17 protein-coding genes and 1 pseudogene are annotated in these 16,480 nt (G+C 60.9%); 14 read left to right on the top strand and 4 right to left on the bottom strand.

The features are described from left to right. Positions 1-17: 17 nt before the first annotated feature. The 3 genes from QQW98_RS06750 to QQW98_RS06760 form a co-directional block, all read right to left on the bottom strand. Positions 18-950, bottom strand: coding sequence for a hypothetical protein (locus tag QQW98_RS06750; RefSeq protein WP_290136758.1), 933 nt, complete (start codon positions 948-950; stop codon positions 18-20). Further along, entirely contained in the window at positions 941-2,314 is a 1,374-nt protein-coding gene (locus tag QQW98_RS06755) for a glycosyltransferase (RefSeq protein ID WP_290136759.1), read from the bottom strand. The genes QQW98_RS06750 and QQW98_RS06755 overlap by 10 nt, the downstream gene beginning before the upstream one ends. Before the next feature lie 176 nt (positions 2,315-2,490). Then, positions 2,491-2,829 carry a hypothetical protein gene (locus QQW98_RS06760; RefSeq protein WP_290136760.1) on the bottom strand — a complete coding sequence of 113 codons (339 nt, stop codon included), beginning with the start codon at positions 2,827-2,829 and terminating at the stop codon, positions 2,491-2,493. Positions 2,830-3,173: 344 nt separating this feature from the next. Between QQW98_RS06760 and QQW98_RS06765 the strand changes: the two genes are divergently transcribed. The 4 genes from QQW98_RS06765 (at position 3,174) to QQW98_RS06780 (ending at position 7,265) form a co-directional block, all read left to right on the top strand. Next, positions 3,174-3,632, top strand: a complete 459-nt coding sequence (locus QQW98_RS06765) for an RrF2 family transcriptional regulator (protein WP_290136761.1) — start codon at positions 3,174-3,176, stop codon at positions 3,630-3,632. A gap of 98 nt (positions 3,633-3,730) precedes the next feature. Further along, positions 3,731-3,898, top strand: coding sequence for a YezD family protein (locus QQW98_RS06770; RefSeq protein ID WP_290136762.1), 168 nt, complete (start codon positions 3,731-3,733; stop codon positions 3,896-3,898). Between the two features lie 76 nt (positions 3,899-3,974). Continuing rightward, positions 3,975-6,446, top strand: coding sequence for a TonB-dependent receptor (locus QQW98_RS06775; RefSeq protein WP_404800878.1), 2,472 nt, complete (start codon positions 3,975-3,977; stop codon positions 6,444-6,446). A 27-nt stretch (positions 6,447-6,473) separates the two neighbouring features. Beyond that, positions 6,474-7,265, top strand: coding sequence for a sulfite exporter TauE/SafE family protein (locus QQW98_RS06780; RefSeq protein WP_290136764.1), 792 nt, complete (start codon positions 6,474-6,476; stop codon positions 7,263-7,265). Between the two features lie 286 nt (positions 7,266-7,551). On the opposite strand, the gene QQW98_RS06785 is transcribed toward QQW98_RS06780, so the two are convergent. Continuing rightward, a complete protein-coding gene (locus tag QQW98_RS06785; RefSeq protein WP_290136765.1) occupies positions 7,552-9,072 on the bottom strand; it encodes an ABC1 kinase family protein in 1,521 nt (506 codons plus the stop codon). A gap of 422 nt (positions 9,073-9,494) precedes the next feature. On the opposite strand from QQW98_RS06785, the gene QQW98_RS06790 reads away from it, so the two are divergent. The 10 genes and pseudogenes from QQW98_RS06790 (at position 9,495) to QQW98_RS06835 (ending at position 16,367) form a co-directional block, all read left to right on the top strand. Beyond that, entirely contained in the window at positions 9,495-9,827 is a 333-nt protein-coding gene (locus QQW98_RS06790) for an ArsR/SmtB family transcription factor (protein ID WP_290136766.1), read from the top strand. 11 nt (positions 9,828-9,838) lie between these two features. Further along, complete coding sequence (locus QQW98_RS06795; protein WP_290136767.1) at positions 9,839-10,357, top strand: arsenate reductase ArsC; 519 nt, start codon at positions 9,839-9,841, stop codon at positions 10,355-10,357. Beyond that, positions 10,358-10,786 carry an arsenate reductase (glutaredoxin) gene (arsC, locus tag QQW98_RS06800; RefSeq protein ID WP_290136768.1) on the top strand — a complete coding sequence of 143 codons (429 nt, stop codon included), beginning with the start codon at positions 10,358-10,360 and terminating at the stop codon, positions 10,784-10,786. Beyond that, the gene (locus QQW98_RS06805) at positions 10,786-12,072 is read left to right on the top strand and encodes an arsenic transporter (RefSeq protein ID WP_290136769.1); all 1,287 of its coding nucleotides are present in this window, start codon (positions 10,786-10,788) and stop codon (positions 12,070-12,072) included. The genes arsC and QQW98_RS06805 overlap by 1 nt, the downstream gene beginning before the upstream one ends. Continuing rightward, a pseudogene (locus QQW98_RS06810) lies at positions 12,069-12,390 on the top strand (YnfA family protein). Before QQW98_RS06805 ends, QQW98_RS06810 begins: the two are co-directional and overlap by 4 nt. A gap of 41 nt (positions 12,391-12,431) precedes the next feature. Next, positions 12,432-13,160 (top strand): arsenical resistance protein ArsH, encoded by a 729-nt coding sequence (gene arsH / locus QQW98_RS06815; RefSeq protein WP_290136770.1) that lies wholly within the window; start codon positions 12,432-12,434, stop codon positions 13,158-13,160. Between the two features lie 192 nt (positions 13,161-13,352). After that, on the top strand, positions 13,353-14,255 hold the full coding sequence (locus QQW98_RS06820) for an exonuclease domain-containing protein (protein WP_290136771.1): 903 nt from the start codon (positions 13,353-13,355) through the stop codon (positions 14,253-14,255). A 100-nt stretch (positions 14,256-14,355) separates the two neighbouring features. After that, positions 14,356-14,895, top strand: coding sequence for a hypothetical protein (locus QQW98_RS06825; protein WP_290136772.1), 540 nt, complete (start codon positions 14,356-14,358; stop codon positions 14,893-14,895). Positions 14,896-14,984: 89 nt separating this feature from the next. Beyond that, positions 14,985-15,569, top strand: coding sequence for a hypothetical protein (locus tag QQW98_RS06830; RefSeq protein ID WP_290136773.1), 585 nt, complete (start codon positions 14,985-14,987; stop codon positions 15,567-15,569). A 42-nt stretch (positions 15,570-15,611) separates the two neighbouring features. Beyond that, positions 15,612-16,367, top strand: coding sequence for a 3'-5' exonuclease family protein (locus tag QQW98_RS06835; protein ID WP_290136774.1), 756 nt, complete (start codon positions 15,612-15,614; stop codon positions 16,365-16,367). Positions 16,368-16,480: the final 113 nt, after the last annotated feature.

A 16,480-nucleotide genomic window follows, 5' to 3' on the forward strand; every position in this document is an offset into this window, starting at 1 on the left:
CCCAAGGATTGGAGGCGCTAAAACCTCCTCATGAACCCCACACGTGTCTGGAAATAGCTGTAGTCGCTACCCGACACAGCGCTGTCGCCTGGCGCGTTGGTATAGGTGAGGTCGGCGTGGAACTGCCAATCGTCGTCGTTCCTGGGGCTGCGTACGCGCAGGTTGGCGAAATCTGACCGCCTCCAGTCGCTCGTCGCATCGCGCTGAAGACCGACACCCACCGCCCCGACGAGTTCCCACCGGTTTACGAAACGGCGCATCTGCACCACCGGCAGTACCTGTGCGTACCAGCGCGGTGAATAGTAATCGAATTCATTCGGTTCGGTCGAATGGAAATAGCGCGTGCGAAGCTGGCCACTTAGCCCCAGGTCTGCGTCGACCACGTGGACATAGTTTGCGCGAGCGTGAAGCCGCACATTGTCACCGGTGAATTCCTGCACGCCGCCAAGAACGGTGAAAATATTATTCTCGTCGGCCGGGATATCCAGCGCTGCGCCGACGAAGGTGGAATAGATGCCCTCGTCGATCCCGCGCGGCGTTTCCACCACGTCACGCTCGATAAACGCTTCCTTCCGCCAGCGCGAATTGTCGTGCACATAAGCCGAACCGATGATCGTATCCCCGTCGGTGCCGACCAGCGCCGACCAGTTCCAGTCACCCGAAACATCGGCTGCGCGCAGGAAGACCCGCTCACGTTCGCGCTTGCCCGTGCCCGAAGGATCGTACCAGGCTTTCTCCAGACGAATGCCGTAGCGGCGGTCTTCGCCGCGGTTCACTATGTCGAGGTCGATCGCGGTGCGCACGATTTCGGTATCGTCGCTATCCGACGAATAGAAAATTTCCGCACCGGTCGCCGGCGCGCTTTCGAGATCCTGCGCCATCGTGATGTTTGGAGAAATCGCGAGCGCAGCAATTGCTGTCGCCGCGCGAAGAGCGGTTTTCAGTTCCATTGTTTCTTGCCTCCGAAGAGTTCGGCGAAATAGCCCCAGACCGAAACCGGCTGCATCAGCAGCGGATAGATGAAGGCGTAGAGCACGAAGCCGGTCAGGCTCTTCTCCATCTTGACGTCCATGCGTCTCAGCATTCGGGTCTGGATGCGGTAAATTACGACGTTCCAAAGTGCCGCCAGCGGCAGCACGAGAAGGGTAATCGGCCCGGCCAGCCAGAAGATGCCCAGAAAGGCGAGGACAAGACCGGGAAGGAATGCAAATGTGAATGTCAGGTCGATGCTGACGAACAACAGGTTCCACCAGATGAACATCGTGCGCAGCTTGCGCATCGACAGCAACGGCTTGTGGATCGCCAGCGCTTCGATCATGCCGCGTGCCCAGCGCTTGCGCTGGCTGGCGAGGCCGGAGAAGCTTGCGGGAGCGTGGGTCCAGGCAATGGCATCTTCGGCATGCCTCACGATCAGGCCCTTACGCAGGAGCGACCAAGTCAGCACGATGTCCTCGCCCACCGTATCGGGCCATCCACCGGCTTCGACCAGCGCCTGCTTGCGATATATCGAAAAGGCACCCTGGGCGACGAGCGTGCCGTAATACATTCCCTGCATGCGTTTGACCGCCGCGATGCCGTGGAAATAATCCCATTGCTGCGCCCGGGTAATCCAGCTTTCGTCATGATTGGCCACGAACACTGCACCGGCAATGGCCACCGTTTCGGGCGGACTGGCAACCAGATGTTCGACCAGGCTCACGATGCAGCCCTTTTCAAGCAGGGTATCTGCATCGATCGTGATGATCAGCTCGTGGCTGGCAAGTTCGAGCCCATGGTTGAGGACACGCGCCTTGCCGCGATTCCGTTCTTCCCTGATCAGCTTGAGCGTCATGTTGGGAATGCCGGCGAACAGCTGTTCGCACTCCCGAACCCGGTCTGGCGTGCCATCGGTGGAGCCATCGTCCATGACGAGGATTTCCAGGTCGCCCGGATATTCGAGCGCGGCGATGCTGCGAAGGGTTTCGCCGATCAGCTCTTCTTCCTGATAGGCTGCGACGAGGATCGAAATGGCGGGCCAATGCGCGGGCGTCTCACGTCGCGAGCTGGGCCGCAGCACAAGGGTGATGAGGAGGAAGGCGTTCATGAACCCCGGGACGTAAGCCACGAAGGTAAGCACGAAGAGAGCGACAAGCGGATGGCTCAAATTGCTGAGGTCGCTCAGCCAAGGGAGCGACATCCAGATACTGAATAGCACCCACGCAAGCGCGAAGGCGAGTGCCAATACATAGCGACGCGCGACCTTGCGCTCGCGCTTGCGCCAGTATTCCTCGCTCCTCTGGATTGGCTGTGCGCCGGAAATAGTTGCCTGTGCCACGTCTAGTGCCTGCATCGGGCCGGAACAGCCGACCTGATTTTCGTTTCGGTTCTGATTTTCTCTGGGTGAGGAGGAAGAAGTAAATGCTCCGGTAACCCTTCGGGGAAACCCTATCTCAATCCCGTCTTCCTACGCCCTGGTACCAGAGCAGGAGCGATTTTATGCAGGACGCAGTGCTAGACCGCATCGTCGATGGACTGATCGTCATCGGGATTTTCGCTGGCAAGGCGGGCCTCGCCCTCTTGGGCATCTGACACGCTACCGCTTGCGGCGGGGGCGGCTGCCCTTGCCTTGCTTTCGATAGATTGCACGACGTTTTTCAAATCGGGTGGCTCTGCCAGGCGCTGGTCGCGCGTAGCCGCCTCCAGGGTCGACCATGCTGCCCAGACCAGGCTGAGCGCACCGAAAGCGGCCAAGCCGGCGAGGCCGAACACCCCCAGCGAGCGTGTATTTCGATAGTTATAAGCTTCCTCCGGCGGTGAACCCGCAGCAGTATCCGTGCCGTCTAGCGACATTATACGACCCTTCTCATCAACTAGACGTCATGATTACGCCTCGGATTTGCTAACGCCTTGTCGACGCTTTTTATCCTGAGAATCTGGGATCGCGCGTTCGCAACCGGAATTTATTGTGTGGTTCAATTCTTTTACGAGAAGTCGCATTCACCGGCTTTCATCCTCATCGAGTCTTTTACGCTAGTGTAGGGAATTGAGCGCGTAGCTTACCGGCAGCGTTGGCTAGAAGCGGCCCGAAGCTATGGGGCCGTATGCGGAATGGCAGCTTTTGTCGGGAACCACAGGAAAGCGGACGTTCATAAGACCTACTCGCGCGCCAATCGCGTTTGGTTTAAGACCCGACCATGCTCTCCCAGAAAGCTCGATATGCCATTCGCGCAATGCAACACCTCGCCGATCGCTATGGAGAGGGGCCGGTCCAACTTGGCGAAATCGCGAAGGCTCAAAGGATCCCCGCAAATTTCCTAACAACCATCCTGTCGGAGCTCGGTCGATCCGGTGTCGTGGATTCGCAGCGTGGGAGAGATGGCGGATATTGGCTTGCGACGGCGCCCGATGCTTTGACGTATGGTGATCTCGTCAGGATGATGCGCGGTTCACTTGCCCTGGTGCCATGTGCCAGTCGCAATGCTCACGAACGCTGTTCGAATTGCTTGGCCGAGGATGAATGCCGCCTGCGCGCGCTCATGCTCAAGGTACGCGACCAAACTGCCGAGTTGCTGGACGCGATCCGCTTGTCTGACGTGATCCAGCCGCTGCCTTCATTTGAGGAATTGCTCACCGAACGCTCTTCCGGTGCCTGAATTTCGAACGCCCTATCGCATACCATATTGTCAACTAAATCAGTTGAGAATAGATCATTGTGCATGGAGCCGTGATTCGGCAACATGGAGACAGGCGAATGGCTGGCTTGAACGAAAAAGTTACCGAACTGGCGCCCAACCTCTCAGAACCCCTTATTCAGGTAGCTGAGGCGATTGAAAAGCTACGGTTCGGCATGATCCAGCTGACGGTGCACGAAGGCAAGCTCGTCCAGCTCGAAATTACGGAGAAGCGCCGCTTCACCTGAATTCCGTCAACCCTAAATTACTCCGAACAAGCAGACCGGACCACCGGATGCGGCTCGATCTTACGAAAGCGAGACCATGCATCCGAGATATCTTATTCGCGCGGCAGCGCTGGTATCGATTGCCATTCCCTCAACCCCAACGTTGGCGCAGGATTCCGGCCAGCCCGAAACTGAACCTCCCGAGGGAATGCAGTCAGAAGCGCAATCTCCTTCGTCTGTCGGCACAGGCGCGGCGGATGACGGAACGATCGTGGTCACCGCCCGGCGGCGGCAGGAAAATTCGCAGGACGTGCCGATCGCAGTGTCGGTCGTGGGCGGGGAGCATATCGACGCGACCGGCAGCTTCAATGTCGGACGGCTGCAGCAACTGACCCCGACCCTGCAGTTCTACAGCTCCAACCCGCGCAACACCGCAGTCAATATTCGCGGCATCGGTGTCCCCTTCGGCCTCACCAACGACGGGATCGAGCAGGGCGTCGGCATCTATGTCGACGATGTCTATTATTCCCGCGTCGCCTCGGCCACGTTCGACTTTCTCGACGTCGCGCAGATCGAGGTGCTGCGCGGGCCGCAGGGCACGCTCTACGGCAAGAACACGACCGCAGGCGCGATCAACATCACCACACGTCATCCGACCTTCACGCCGGAAGGCAGCCTCGAGGTGTCGCTCGGCAATCTCGACTTCCGCCAGGTGAAGGCAGCGCTCTCCGGGCCCTTGAGCGACACGGTCGCCGCGCGCGTGGCGCTCTCCTACACCGACCGCGAGGGCACGTTGTTCAACGCGGCGACGGGCGAGAACATCAACGAGCAGAACAATTTCGGGGCGCGCGGCCAGCTGCTGTGGGAGCCGAGCAACGCTTTCGATATCACCATGGCGCTCGACTGGAGCCGTCAGGACCCGCTGTGCTGCGGCACGGTCTTCGTCGGCGCCGGCGCGACCCAGCGCCCGCTCGAACGCCAATTTGCCGCGCTCGCCGCCGCGCAGGGGTATGCGGTCCCGAGCAACGATCCTTTCGACCGGATCGCCGATCTCGACGCGCCGCTGAGCGCGGTCAACGAGCTTGGCGGGGCGGCGCTCAAGGCCAACTGGCAGCTCGGCTCCGGCACGCTCACCTCGATCACCGCGTGGCGGTTCTGGGACTGGCTGCCCGCCAACGATCGCGACTTCCTCGGTCTGCCGATCACCACGCTCTCGCAGAACCCCTCGCGCCAGGACCAGTGGACGCAGGAATTGCGCTATAGCGGCGAGATCGGACGGGTCGATTTCGTGTTGGACGCTTTCGGCTACTATCAGGAAATCCGCACCGAAGGCTCGCAGGCACAGGGACCGGCGGCTAGCCAATGGCTCATCAATCCCTCCAACCCGCTCAGCAACGATCCGACCGTGCTCGACGGGCTTACTGCCACCAACGACATAAGGCTCGACAATCTGAGCGCAGCGCTTTTCGGACAGCTGAGCTGGAAGGTGACCGATAGGCTGACGCTGCAACCGGGTTTCAGGCTGAACTACGACCGCAAGGAGGGGCTTTACCAGTCGGTTGTGACCAATGGCGACGGGCAGCTGGTCACATTCGCAAGTACCGATCCGCGAATTGTCACGCAGCGCGGCGTGCTAGCGCCGCAGAGCTTCGAGACCACGTTCAGCGATTGGAACCTCAGCTACGACTTCACCGCCAGCTACGAAATCGAACCCGACGTGCTCGCCTATGCGACTTATGCCAAGAGCTTCAAATCGGGAGGGATAAACCTCAACGGCGTGCCGTCCGACGCCGTGGGCGACCCGATCGTTGCCGCCGCGACGGTCGCGCCGGAATCTGTCGATCACTTCGAGGCAGGGGTGAAGGCACAGTTCCTTGATCGTCGCCTTACAGCCAACCTGGCCGCCTTTCGCACCGAGATCGACGACTATCAGGCGCTGGTCACCAATGGTCAACTAGGCGTATTGCGTGGCTATCTCGCCAATGCCGACAAAGTGCGGAGTCAGGGGATCGAAGTCGACCTGTCTTGGCGGCCAAGCGCGCGTTTCAACCTCTATGTCAACGGCGCCTACACGGATGCCGAATATGTGAGCTTCGCCGATGCTCCCTGCCCGCCCGAGCTTTCGGGCGGAACCATTGCTTTGCCCGGCCAGTCGCCCAGCTCCCCGGGTACGCCCGGCGGCATCAGCCCGGAGAACTGCGATATTTCGGGCCAGCGACTGCCCGGCGTTTCCGAATGGGCGTTCTCCTACGGTGCGGAATACACCCACCCGGTGACGCTCTTCGGCGCGGGAGGCGAAATTTATCTTGGATATGACGGTTCGCATCGGGCGGACTTTTCGTCGAACCCCTCACAATCGATCTACACCAGTGTGGACGGCTATTCGCTGAGCAATTTCCGCCTCGGCTTTCGCAGCGATGGCGGCTTCAACATCTTCGCTTGGGCGCGCAACGCGTTCGACGAGGAATATTTCGAGCAGCTTCAGGTGCCTAGTGGAAACACCGGACTGATCGTCGGCAATCCCGGCGATCCGGCCACCTATGGCGCCACCGTAGCCGTCAGATTCTGAAGCGTATCTCAGCCGGAGATTTAACGCATGTTCGACCTATCGACCGTACCCTTGCTCGAGATCGGTAATCTCACTCTCGCCGATATCCTGCCATTCCTCCTCATTGGCTTTGCCGCACAGCTGATCGACGGTGCGCTTGGCATGGCATTTGGTGTGATCTCGCAGACCCTTTTGGTGAGTGTCGGCGTCCCGCCCGCAGCAGCCTCGGCCAGCGTCCATCTCGTCGAGGTGTTCACGACCGGGGCTTCCGGGACCAGCCACATCGTCCAACGCAATGTCGACTGGGGTCTGTTCAGGCGACTTGTTCCATTCGGCATCGCGGGCGGAGTAGCCGGGGCCTACCTGTTGTCGAACATCGACGCATCGGTCGCGAAGCCGTTCGTGATGGCCTACCTTGCCATCATCGGGATGCTGCTACTCTACCGCGCGATCAAGCTGTCAAAGCCGCGATTCGAGGACCCAAAAACCACGCGCCCGCTCGCACTCGTGGGTGGCTTTCTCGATGCTGCGGGGGGCGGCGGTTGGGGCCCGGTGGTTACCTCGAACCTGCTCATCCAAGGCGGCGATCCGCGCAGGATTGTCGGCACGGTCAACACAGCTGAGTTCCTGCTGGCGCTATCGGTCTCGATCGCCTTCATCGCCTCTCTCGGTTTCGCCGCCTTTACGGTGGCAACGGTCGGCCTGATCATCGGGGGCGTCATCGCCGCACCGCTCGGCGCGATGCTAGTGAAGCGCGTCCAGCCGCGCCTCCTGCTCGGCGCGGTTGCGGTATTTCTGATCGCCACCAGCGCTTATTCGATCGTGCAAGCCTTCGGTTGAGTTGCGCAAACGAAGTGGCTTGCCGGGCTGGGAGCCTAGTAGATTTAACATCGAGCCTGCCCGTGATCGCTACAATGTTTGGCGTCGAGCTTGCCGCAGCGTGGAAGCTCAAGGGTGTCTGGGTGCGCCCGGTGCTTGTCGCTGCGGGAGCGGCAACTGGGTTTGCTTTGCTTGGCTGATACGGGGCCGGTTCCGGACTTGCCGGTTTGAACAAGAGCCGCCGGGAAAGCGGCCGTTCGGGCTAATGACCCCGAGCTGAACATTCGACATGCCCCTCAATCACGCCTCAATAAAACCAGGGCGCTATCGCTATGATCACGGCGCCCGCCACGATAGCAGCTGCAGCCCAGCGAATATCGCCGCTCGAGCCGCCGCGAACCGGGGGCGATAGAGACGGCGGCATTCTATCTTGTTCCAATCGCCGGATCGCCGCCCGAATCAGGCGCGGCGCATCATCTCCGATCTTGAACAGTTCCCAAGCAACGCCCTGCAGAATGGGACTCCAGTGCTCGGGTGACAAGCGCGCCTGCGCGATTCGAAACGAAGAGCGTCGCATGGCCTGCGTCAGGTCGAAGTCCGGTTCGATTTTAGCCAATACCCCGTCCATCGTGATCAGCGCCTTGAAGATCAGGAGAAGATCGGGCGGTAACGACATGCGCTCGTCGCGCATCAACCCTAGGAAATCGGTTACCATGGCGCCCAGAACAAGGCGACCGCTGCCATGGCGCGCGATCAGCCGTTCCGATGCAGAGAGCACGCGGTCCGCCGGAACGTCGTCTCCGATCGACCACCGCGTCAACACGTCGGCGAGCTGCGTCGGACTGCCAGTGCTAAGCGCCTGCACGAAGCTGACAAATTCCTCTCTCCTGCGCGGGGATACATAGCCGACCATGCCCAGGTCCAGCAGAGCTATATGGTTGCCCGGCAGGCAGAGAAGGTTCCCCGGGTGCGGATCACCGTGGAACCGGCCGTTCACTAATACCATGTCCAGCACCATGTCGGCACCCAGCGCTGCTATTCGGGCCGGATCAAGGCCCGCAGACACCAGAGCCTGCGCATTGCTCGGCGGCACACCATCAATGTATTCCATGACGAGCAGCGTCTCAGACGTCCATTCCCAGTGGATTTCGGGCACGACGACGCTCGGCTGATCGGCAAAATCGCTTCGCAGACGATCAGCATTGCGCGCTTCGTTCGTGAAGTCGAGTTCCTCAATCATCGCGTCCGCAAGCTGCCGCATCATCCGGCTCGGCCCGAAGCGCCTCGCTTCGGCACTGCCGCGTTCCGCCAGGGCTGCAATATGCGCAAGGAGCCGGATATCCGCCTCGACCCTCAGACGAATGCCGGGCCGGCGGATTTTGACCACTACCGCACGCTCGTCGTGCAGCGTCGCGCGATGGACCTGCGCTATGGATGCCGCCGCCAGCGGTTCTGTATCGAATTCCGAAAAGGCGCTTTCGGGAGCCTCGCCAAGCGCCTCCTCGACAATCGGTCGCAACTCCTCGAACGGAAGCGTCGGTGCCTTGCTATGCAATTGCTCGAATTCTGCAACCCACTCCGGAGACAGGAGATCGGCGCGTGTCGCCAGGATTTGGCCAAGCTTTACGAAGGTCGGCCCAAGTTCTTCCATGGCAAGTCGAGTGCGCCGAGGCAGGCTATGCGACGGACCATCGCCCGCATCGTCACTCCCCAAGCGACCCAGTCCTATCCGCGCGAGCAGAAGGCCGAGGCCATAGCGGGAGGTGACGCTGATCATTTCTTCCAGGCGCTTGCGGTCCCGGCCTGCGATACGCAATGTCTTTAACATCGCTTAGCATACGGGCACGCCGCAGCTTCTGTTCCACATCTAACTTGCGTGCGCGAGACTGCGCCCAATCGGTCGTGCCGAGGACAGCTGGCTCAGCTTATGATACTTGGACGGATGACGTCACGGCCGTCTTGTTCGCTGCACAGCAAGCCTATTCACGGTCGAGCTGACGTCGACTTGCGAGGCCCATTATCGGTTATCGTCGAAATCTTATCCACCACCCCAAGTTGACCGCCCACACACCGGCACCCGATGAGAAATCATGGCCTGCCGGCTGACAGCCTGGTTTTAGGATTTAGAAAGTCGCATTCAGTCGTCCAATCACGGTGGGCCAATAGTAAGTCCCACCAAATCCAGCTCAATTCATCGAAAACTGTCGATGGGAATTGACGGCCGCTCAATTCATCGATAATTACCGATGAATGAAGTCGGCCTCAGCTCTCGATGCACTCTCTGCTCTAGCGCACCCAACGCGGCTTGATGCGTTTCGCCGTCTCGTGCGTAGCGAACCCGACGGGCTCTCGACAGGCCAGCTCGTCGAAGCCTCGGGCCTCACCCAGAGCACCTTCTCGAGTCATCTCGCGATTCTCGTGGGCGCTGGTCTTGTCATACCTGAGAAGCGGGGGCGGCAGATGATCCAACGCGCGAACATCGAGGTCCTGCGCGACCTGATGCTGTTTCTCGCCAAGGACTGCTGTGAGGGCCGAGCAGAGCTTTGCGAGCCGCTTGTCGCCGAACTTTCCCATTGCTGCTGAAGGAGCAGTCATTGCCTGACCGACTCTACAATGTCCTGTTCCTCTGCACAGGCAACTCGGCTCGTTCGATCCTGGGCGAAGCGTTGATGAACAAGATGGGCGAAGGCCGCTTCCGTGCCTACAGCGCGGGTAGCCAACCCAAGGGGGAAGTGCATCCGATGTCGCTCGAGGTGCTCGATAGCTTCGGTTATCCGACCGATGGCCTGCACTCCAAGAACTGGAGCGAGTTCACCAAGCCCGGCGCACCCGAATTGGATTTCATCTTCACCGTCTGCGACAATGCCGCGGGCGAGAGCTGTCCGGTATGGCCAGGCAAGCCGCTCACCGCGCATTGGGGCGTCGAGGATCCCGCCGCGGTGGAGGGTGATGGCCAGCGGCAGGCTTTCGTCGATGCGCTCAGCTATCTCAAGCGCCGGATCGAACTGTTCCTGATGCTCCCGCTACAGAGCATCGACGAAATGGCAATGCGCAGCAAACTAGCCGCGATCGGCCGCCAGGAGGGCGCCAGCGCCAAGGCGAAGGAAGCCTGAATGACCCCTGACATCGTCATCTATCACAACCCCGAGTGCGGCACCTCGCGCAACACGCTGGCGATGATTCGCAATGCCGGGATAGAGCCGCATGTTATCGAATATCTGAAGACGCCACCTTCGCGCACCATGCTCGAACGCCTGATCGAGCGCGCCGCAATCAGTCCGAGGGAGCTGTTGCGCGAAAAGGGCACGCCTTATGCGGAACTGGGGCTCGGCGATGAGAGCCTGAGCGATACAGCGCTGATGGACGCGATGATGGAGCACCCGATCCTCATCAACCGACCACTCGTCGTCTCCCCGCTCGGCGTCCGCCTGTGCCGTCCGTCCGAAGCGGTGCTCGACATTCTGCCAAGTCCCCAGCTGGGCGCCTTCACCAAGGAGGACGGCGAACAGGTCGTGGACGCGGCGGGCGAGCGTATCGCCTGATGCTGCTGGCGATCGCGATCTTCGTTGCCACCATCACGCTGGTGATCTGGCAGCCGCGCGGGCTCGGCATCGGGTGGAGCGCGATCGGTGGAGCCTTGGTGGCGCTTGTAACGGGCGTCATCTCGCTCGCCGACATTCCGGTTGTGTGGGACATCATCTGGAACGCCACCGGCGCCTTTGTTGCGGTGATCCTGATCAGCTTGATCCTCGACCGTGCCGGATTCTTCGAATGGGCTGCGCTCCATGTGGCGCGGTGGGGGCGCGGCGACGGTCGCTGGCTGTTCGTGCTCGTGGTATTGCTGGGTGCAGGCGTTGCCGCGATCTTCGCCAATGATGGTGCGGCGCTGATCCTGACCCCGATCGTAATCGCGATGCTCAGGGCGCTGGGATACAGCGCCAAGGCCACCCTTGCTTTCGTCATGGCGGCAGGGTTCATTGCTGATACATCGAGCCTGCCACTGGTCGTATCCAACCTCGTCAACATCGTGTCGGCCGATTTCTTTGATATCGGGTTCGGCGAGTATGCGCTGGTCATGGTGCCGGTCGATCTTGCCGCCATCGCAGCCACGCTGGCGGCACTGCTGCTGTTCTTCCGCGAGGACATTCCGGCCAGCTACGACCTCACCCAGCTGCGCGCTCCGGCAGAGGCGATCCATGACCGCGCGACCTTCCGCGCCGGCTGGGTGGTGCTGGCCCTGCTGCTGATCGGGTTCTTTGTGCTCGATCCTCTCGGCGTGCCGATCAGTGCCGTCGCTGCGGTCGGCGCGCTTGCGCTCATCGCCATCGCAGCGCGCGGCCACGTCATTCCCACGAGCCAAGTCATCCGCGAAGCGCCCTGGCAGGTCGTGATCTTCTCGCTCGGCATGTATCTCGTCGTCTACGGGATGAACAATGCGGGGCTTGCCACTGCGATTGCCGGGTTGCTGGAGCGCTCCGCCGAGGGCGGCATATGGGGCGCGGCCTTCGGAATGGGCATTCTGTCCGCGGTGCTTTCCTCCGGCATGAACAATATGCCGACCGTCCTCGTCGGAGCGTTGTCGATCGATGCGACCAGTGCCACCGGCCCGGTTCGCGATGCCATGATCTACGCCAACGTGATCGGCTGCGACCTCGGGCCGAAGATCACCCCGATCGGTTCCCTCGCGACCCTGCTGTGGCTGCATGTTCTGGGCCAGAAGGGCGTGAAGATCGGCTGGGGCTATTACTTCCGCGTCGGTATCACGCTGACGACACCAATCCTGCTGGTGACCCTGGCAGCGCTCGCCCTCCGATTGAGTCTCGCATGAAACTGTTCCTCGTCTATCCGCTCGCGGCGCTGTTCGAAATCGCCGGTTGCTTCGCGTTCTGGGCCTGGTGGCGGCTGGAGAAGAGCCCCTTGTGGCTTCTGCCCGGGATGGTGTCGCTGGCGCTGTTCGCCTGGCTTCACGCTTGTTCCGACTGACGCCGCCGGTCGCGCTTTCGCAGCCTATGGCGGGGTCTATGTTGCCGCGTCGCTCCTGTGGTCGTGGATCGTCGAAGGCACTACGCCCGATCGGTGGGACTTCATCGGCGGCGCGGTCGTGCTCGCCGGCGCTGCCATCATCCTGTTCGGCCCACGTGGCTGACGACCCGAATTCGGAGAATTTCCTTGTCCCGTCGGCGTCCCTTGCCCGATCCCGACACCTTCCCGGCGGTTGAGCCGTCCTTCGTCCATGCCCGTCCTGCCAAGAACCTCGGTTCCGACCAGCCACCGCCGCGTATCCTGCTGCTTTACGGCTCCCTGCGGAAGCGCTCGTATTCGCGCCTCGCGGTTGAGGAAGCTGTTCGATTGCTGCAGCTGTTCGGCGCGGAGACGCGCGTTTTTGATCCGTCAGACCTGCCGCTACCCGATCAGATTGGGGCGGATGACCACCCAGCGGTCCACGAATTGCGCGAGCATGCGTTCTGGTCCGAAGGTATGGTCTGGTGCAGCCTGGAGCGGCACGGTCAGATTACCGGCATCATGAAGACCCAGATCGATCACCTGCCGCTAAGCATCGGAGGCATGCGCCCTACTCAGGGGCGGACGCTGGCAGTCATGCAGGTGTCGGCAGGCTCACGGTCGTTCAACACCGTCAACACACTGCGGTTGCTTGGACGCTGGATGCGGATGTTCACCATCACCAACCAGTCCAGCGTGTCGAAGGCATACGAGAAGTTCGACGAGGCCGGCCGCATGAAACCGTCCTCGTTCTACGACCGGATTGTGGACGTCATGGAGGAACTAGTCCGCTTTACGGTCCTCCTGCGCCCGCACTCGGAACAGTTGGTCGACCGCTACTCTGAGAGGAAGGAAGCCGGTAAGGTCATCAATCCGGAGGAGGATATATCGTCGATTGCTCTGTCTTCATCGTGATGGCCGCTTTGAGGGGTTCTTTGGAAGAGGCCGAACGTCCGGAATGGGGCGCAAAGCAGTCTTTCAAATCAAAGTACCGAATGGTTGGGCATGTCGCCGCATTAGGAAAAGTCTGACCGGCCAGCGTCGCTGTCCGAGGTCGGTTGGTAGAGGGGAAAAGCCCTTCGGTCGGCCTCGTGACACGAGGCATAAATGAACAAGCTGAACAAGCGCCCGGACGAGACCGGCACCGATTTCAACCACCATAGCGTCAAACGCGTTCTTCATCCGGTTCGCGACCGGGACAATTGGCCACGTTTGGCGCCGGAAGGAGAAGCCGTCCGCCGGATTGCGGTTATCGACTGCGAAACAACTGGACTAGCCGTTGAGCGGCATCAGATCATCGAACTGTGCATGGCGATAGTCCTGGTAAACGATGCCGGACGCATCGTTGCTGTCGAAGTCGTCAGGAGCGGACTGGTCGATCCGGGTCACCCGCTGTCGGCAGAGATCGTGGAACTGACCGGTCTCACCGACACGGAACTTACCGGGCGATCAATCGACGACGATCAAGTCGCAGAAATGCTGACATCCTGCGATGGTGCCGTGGCCTTCAACGCTGGCTTTGACAGGCCATACATTGAAAAGATGCTTGGGCGGCATGTGCCTGTCCCGTGGGGCTGCGCAATGGCTGACGTGCCGTGGCGCAAGATCGGGTTTGAGCCGGGACCGCAAGGCTACCTTCTCAATCAGGCTGGTTACTACATGCCTTCAGCCCACCGCGCGAAGGACGACGTTCTTGCCTTGGTCCAGCTTCTTGATCACGTCTGCGATGATGGCGAGACCGTCATGGCCAAAACGCTGGCGGCGATGGATGCGCCAGCGTGGCGCTTCGAGGCGCAGGGGGCGCCATACGGATACAAAGACGATTTGCGCGAGCAACGTTATCGTTGGGCGTGGGGGCGGCTGCATGATGTGTGGCACAAGCATGTGCGCGATGAAGCCTACCAGCGAGAGCTTGATTGGTACGTGTCGACCATCGGAAAAGAGCCCGTGATCGTCCCGCTGCCTGCAAGCGAACGGTATCGGTTCCACACCATGTGGACTCCGGCCTGAACGGGTAAGCGCCTAAAGAAGGCAAGGAATGTGAGCCATCCGGCTGAACGGAAAAAAGCTCCGGCCAATAGGCCGCCAACCACACAACAAGGAACTACGAATGATCGATCTCGATATCGGCGGGGCATGCCCCCGCCAGCAGCTGACCTGTGCCCTGTCCCAAGCGCTGGGTCTGCCCACCGAACCCGGCGCTTTCACTGACGCGCTCACAATCGGCACCATGGACTACCCATCCGAACCCGCGCTTGAAATGGTCGCCCGGGCGGCGATGACGGCGAGGCAGGACTCGCTGCTGGCGATGTTCGCCAACGATCAGACCAGCATCTGCGCTGGGATCGCGCTGATCTACCGGACGAAGGACGGAGCGCAGATCATGCAGGTCGAGCCGTGCCGCCTGAGCCGTGGAAAGCCGATCCTGCTTGTCACCACCGATCGCCGCCATGCCTTCCGCCTCGACAAACGCTGTGTGCTGCGATCGTGCGCCGTGCCGTCGAGCGCGAAAGTCGAGCGCGGCGTCGAACGCGCATGGACTGACATCCGCGCTGCCATGATCACGGTCGAGGTCGATCCTGACCAGTGGGAAGCCGGCTATTTCAGCCTGTTCACCGACGCGCAGGCCTTCGCCGACTTCTTGGCCTGACCAGCTTCACATCGATTATCACCAATACGCAGGCGGCGTCTCCAACAGAAGGCGCCGCCTGTCTCGTTTTTCAGAACAGGATTTTCAGCATGCCCCATTCCCATAGACGCCATCCGCGGGTGCTGTGCTCGCTCGCGATCATCCGCGATCCCGGCGAAAGCAGCCCGCGATCCGCTATACGATCGACCGCCATCTTCACTGTCCGCCGCGAACAAAAGGGCGGCGCAAGGTTCGCTATCGATCACCGCGCGTTCGATCGGACAGCGAACCGGGCCGATATTCTGGCTGGCGTCGCCGAGCGCATCCCTGCAGGTGCGACACTTATCGCGCGGGCATCCCGCACATCGCAGCATTACCTGCGGCACGCATTCGCCTCTGGAGGACCGCTGCCGCCCGCTGACCTGCAGCTGCTCCAGGGGGATCGTCCGGACCTCGATATTCTCCCGCTCGAATGCGCGAACAGCGTGCTGGAAGAAATTGCGGCCGCATACCGGATCGAGCGAGCCGGGCCCGGTTCGGACGTCCTGTCGCGATCGCGCAGAGTACCGGACGAAGCGCAGTGCCTTTGGGCGGCGTACCTTTGGTCGCAATGTTCGCCGCACCAGCGGGCGTCGCTCGTCGCCGCCTGGCAGGCATGGCGAGCGCTCGAGCGGGCGCGCTCACTCCCCTTCTGACGAAGCGTGATGATGCCAACACTAGATGAAAGGAAAAGCAGAATGGCAAAAACGTATATCGCGCTCGATGCGGAATTCTTCTGGGACAAGGACCTGTACAAGCAGCACAAGGCTATGGATCCAAAATCAAACCATCGTGCTGTGGCGGTCAAGAAGGTCATGGCCGCCGGCGTGTTTCAGTTCACCATCGACGAAGAAGGACGGGTGATCACCGGCGAGATCGGCAGCTGGTGCGAGCGGGACTGGGCTGACGAGGCTGGCGTGGTCACCAGGGTCTTCGATTATCTGCGTGCGAATGACGACAAGCCCGTCATCACCTATGGCGGGTTGGCGACCGACGTGCCGATCCTGTTGCACGCGAGCATCGCCCACGGCGTCCGGCTGCCACCGCAGCTCATCGACCAGCCTGGCCGGAAAGGCCCGCGCCCTCATCTCGATCTCGGCCTAATGATGAAAGGGGGAGGTAAAACGTGGACCCATCTCAGCCAGCTTTTGCTGCGCATGGGTGTGCCGTTCGACCTCGTCGCAGCGAAATCGTCCGTTCCACGCCCGGCCAGCGATGGAGCTTGGCGAAAACTACGCGATCACGTCGAGCTGGACTGTCTTCTGCTCGCCATCGCAAAAATTGGGTGGTTGGTTGCCCAGGGCACGAATGGCCTACGGCTTGAACCTGCCATCGTAACGCTGGTCGAAGGGTTCTTGCGACGACGTCCGGACCATGGGCTGGCTGGCGAGTTGCGAGCGTACGTTGGTAGCCTGCACGGCAAAATCGCCGAGGGTTTTGACAACGCTGCTTGAGCCTTCCCCATACTTATGCGCCGGACTGGAGAAATTCGGACATCGTCGGTCCGGCGCAAGAAAAATCAACCTCCGCTGATGCGGGCAGGCGACAGTAACCATTTTTTAAACTG

Origin of the sequence: Alteriqipengyuania flavescens (assembly GCF_030406725.1) — a bacterium.
GTDB classification, from domain to species: domain Bacteria; phylum Pseudomonadota; class Alphaproteobacteria; order Sphingomonadales; family Sphingomonadaceae; genus Alteriqipengyuania_B; species Alteriqipengyuania_B flavescens.

Excerpts from the sequence above, each read along its gene's own strand:
- QQW98_RS06750 (WP_290136758.1), bottom strand. The coding sequence starts at position 950 with ATGGAACTGAAAACCGCTCTTCGCGCGGCGACAGCAATTGCTGCGCTC.
- QQW98_RS06760 (WP_290136760.1), bottom strand. The coding sequence starts at position 2,829 with ATGTCGCTAGACGGCACGGATACTGCTGCGGGTTCACCGCCGGAGGAA.
- QQW98_RS06765 (WP_290136761.1), top strand. The coding sequence starts at position 3,174 with ATGCTCTCCCAGAAAGCTCGATATGCCATTCGCGCAATGCAACACCTC.
- QQW98_RS06770 (WP_290136762.1), top strand. The coding sequence starts at position 3,731 with ATGGCTGGCTTGAACGAAAAAGTTACCGAACTGGCGCCCAACCTCTCA.
- QQW98_RS06775 (WP_404800878.1), top strand. The coding sequence starts at position 3,975 with ATGCATCCGAGATATCTTATTCGCGCGGCAGCGCTGGTATCGATTGCC.
- QQW98_RS06780 (WP_290136764.1), top strand. The coding sequence starts at position 6,474 with ATGTTCGACCTATCGACCGTACCCTTGCTCGAGATCGGTAATCTCACT.
- QQW98_RS06785 (WP_290136765.1), bottom strand. The coding sequence starts at position 9,072 with ATGTTAAAGACATTGCGTATCGCAGGCCGGGACCGCAAGCGCCTGGAA.
- QQW98_RS06790 (WP_290136766.1), top strand. The coding sequence starts at position 9,495 with ATGAAGTCGGCCTCAGCTCTCGATGCACTCTCTGCTCTAGCGCACCCA.
- arsC (WP_290136768.1), top strand. The coding sequence starts at position 10,358 with ATGACCCCTGACATCGTCATCTATCACAACCCCGAGTGCGGCACCTCG.
- QQW98_RS06805 (WP_290136769.1), top strand. The coding sequence starts at position 10,786 with ATGCTGCTGGCGATCGCGATCTTCGTTGCCACCATCACGCTGGTGATC.
- QQW98_RS06820 (WP_290136771.1), top strand. The coding sequence starts at position 13,353 with ATGAACAAGCTGAACAAGCGCCCGGACGAGACCGGCACCGATTTCAAC.
- QQW98_RS06825 (WP_290136772.1), top strand. The coding sequence starts at position 14,356 with ATGATCGATCTCGATATCGGCGGGGCATGCCCCCGCCAGCAGCTGACC.
- QQW98_RS06830 (WP_290136773.1), top strand. The coding sequence starts at position 14,985 with ATGCCCCATTCCCATAGACGCCATCCGCGGGTGCTGTGCTCGCTCGCG.
- QQW98_RS06835 (WP_290136774.1), top strand. The coding sequence starts at position 15,612 with ATGGCAAAAACGTATATCGCGCTCGATGCGGAATTCTTCTGGGACAAG.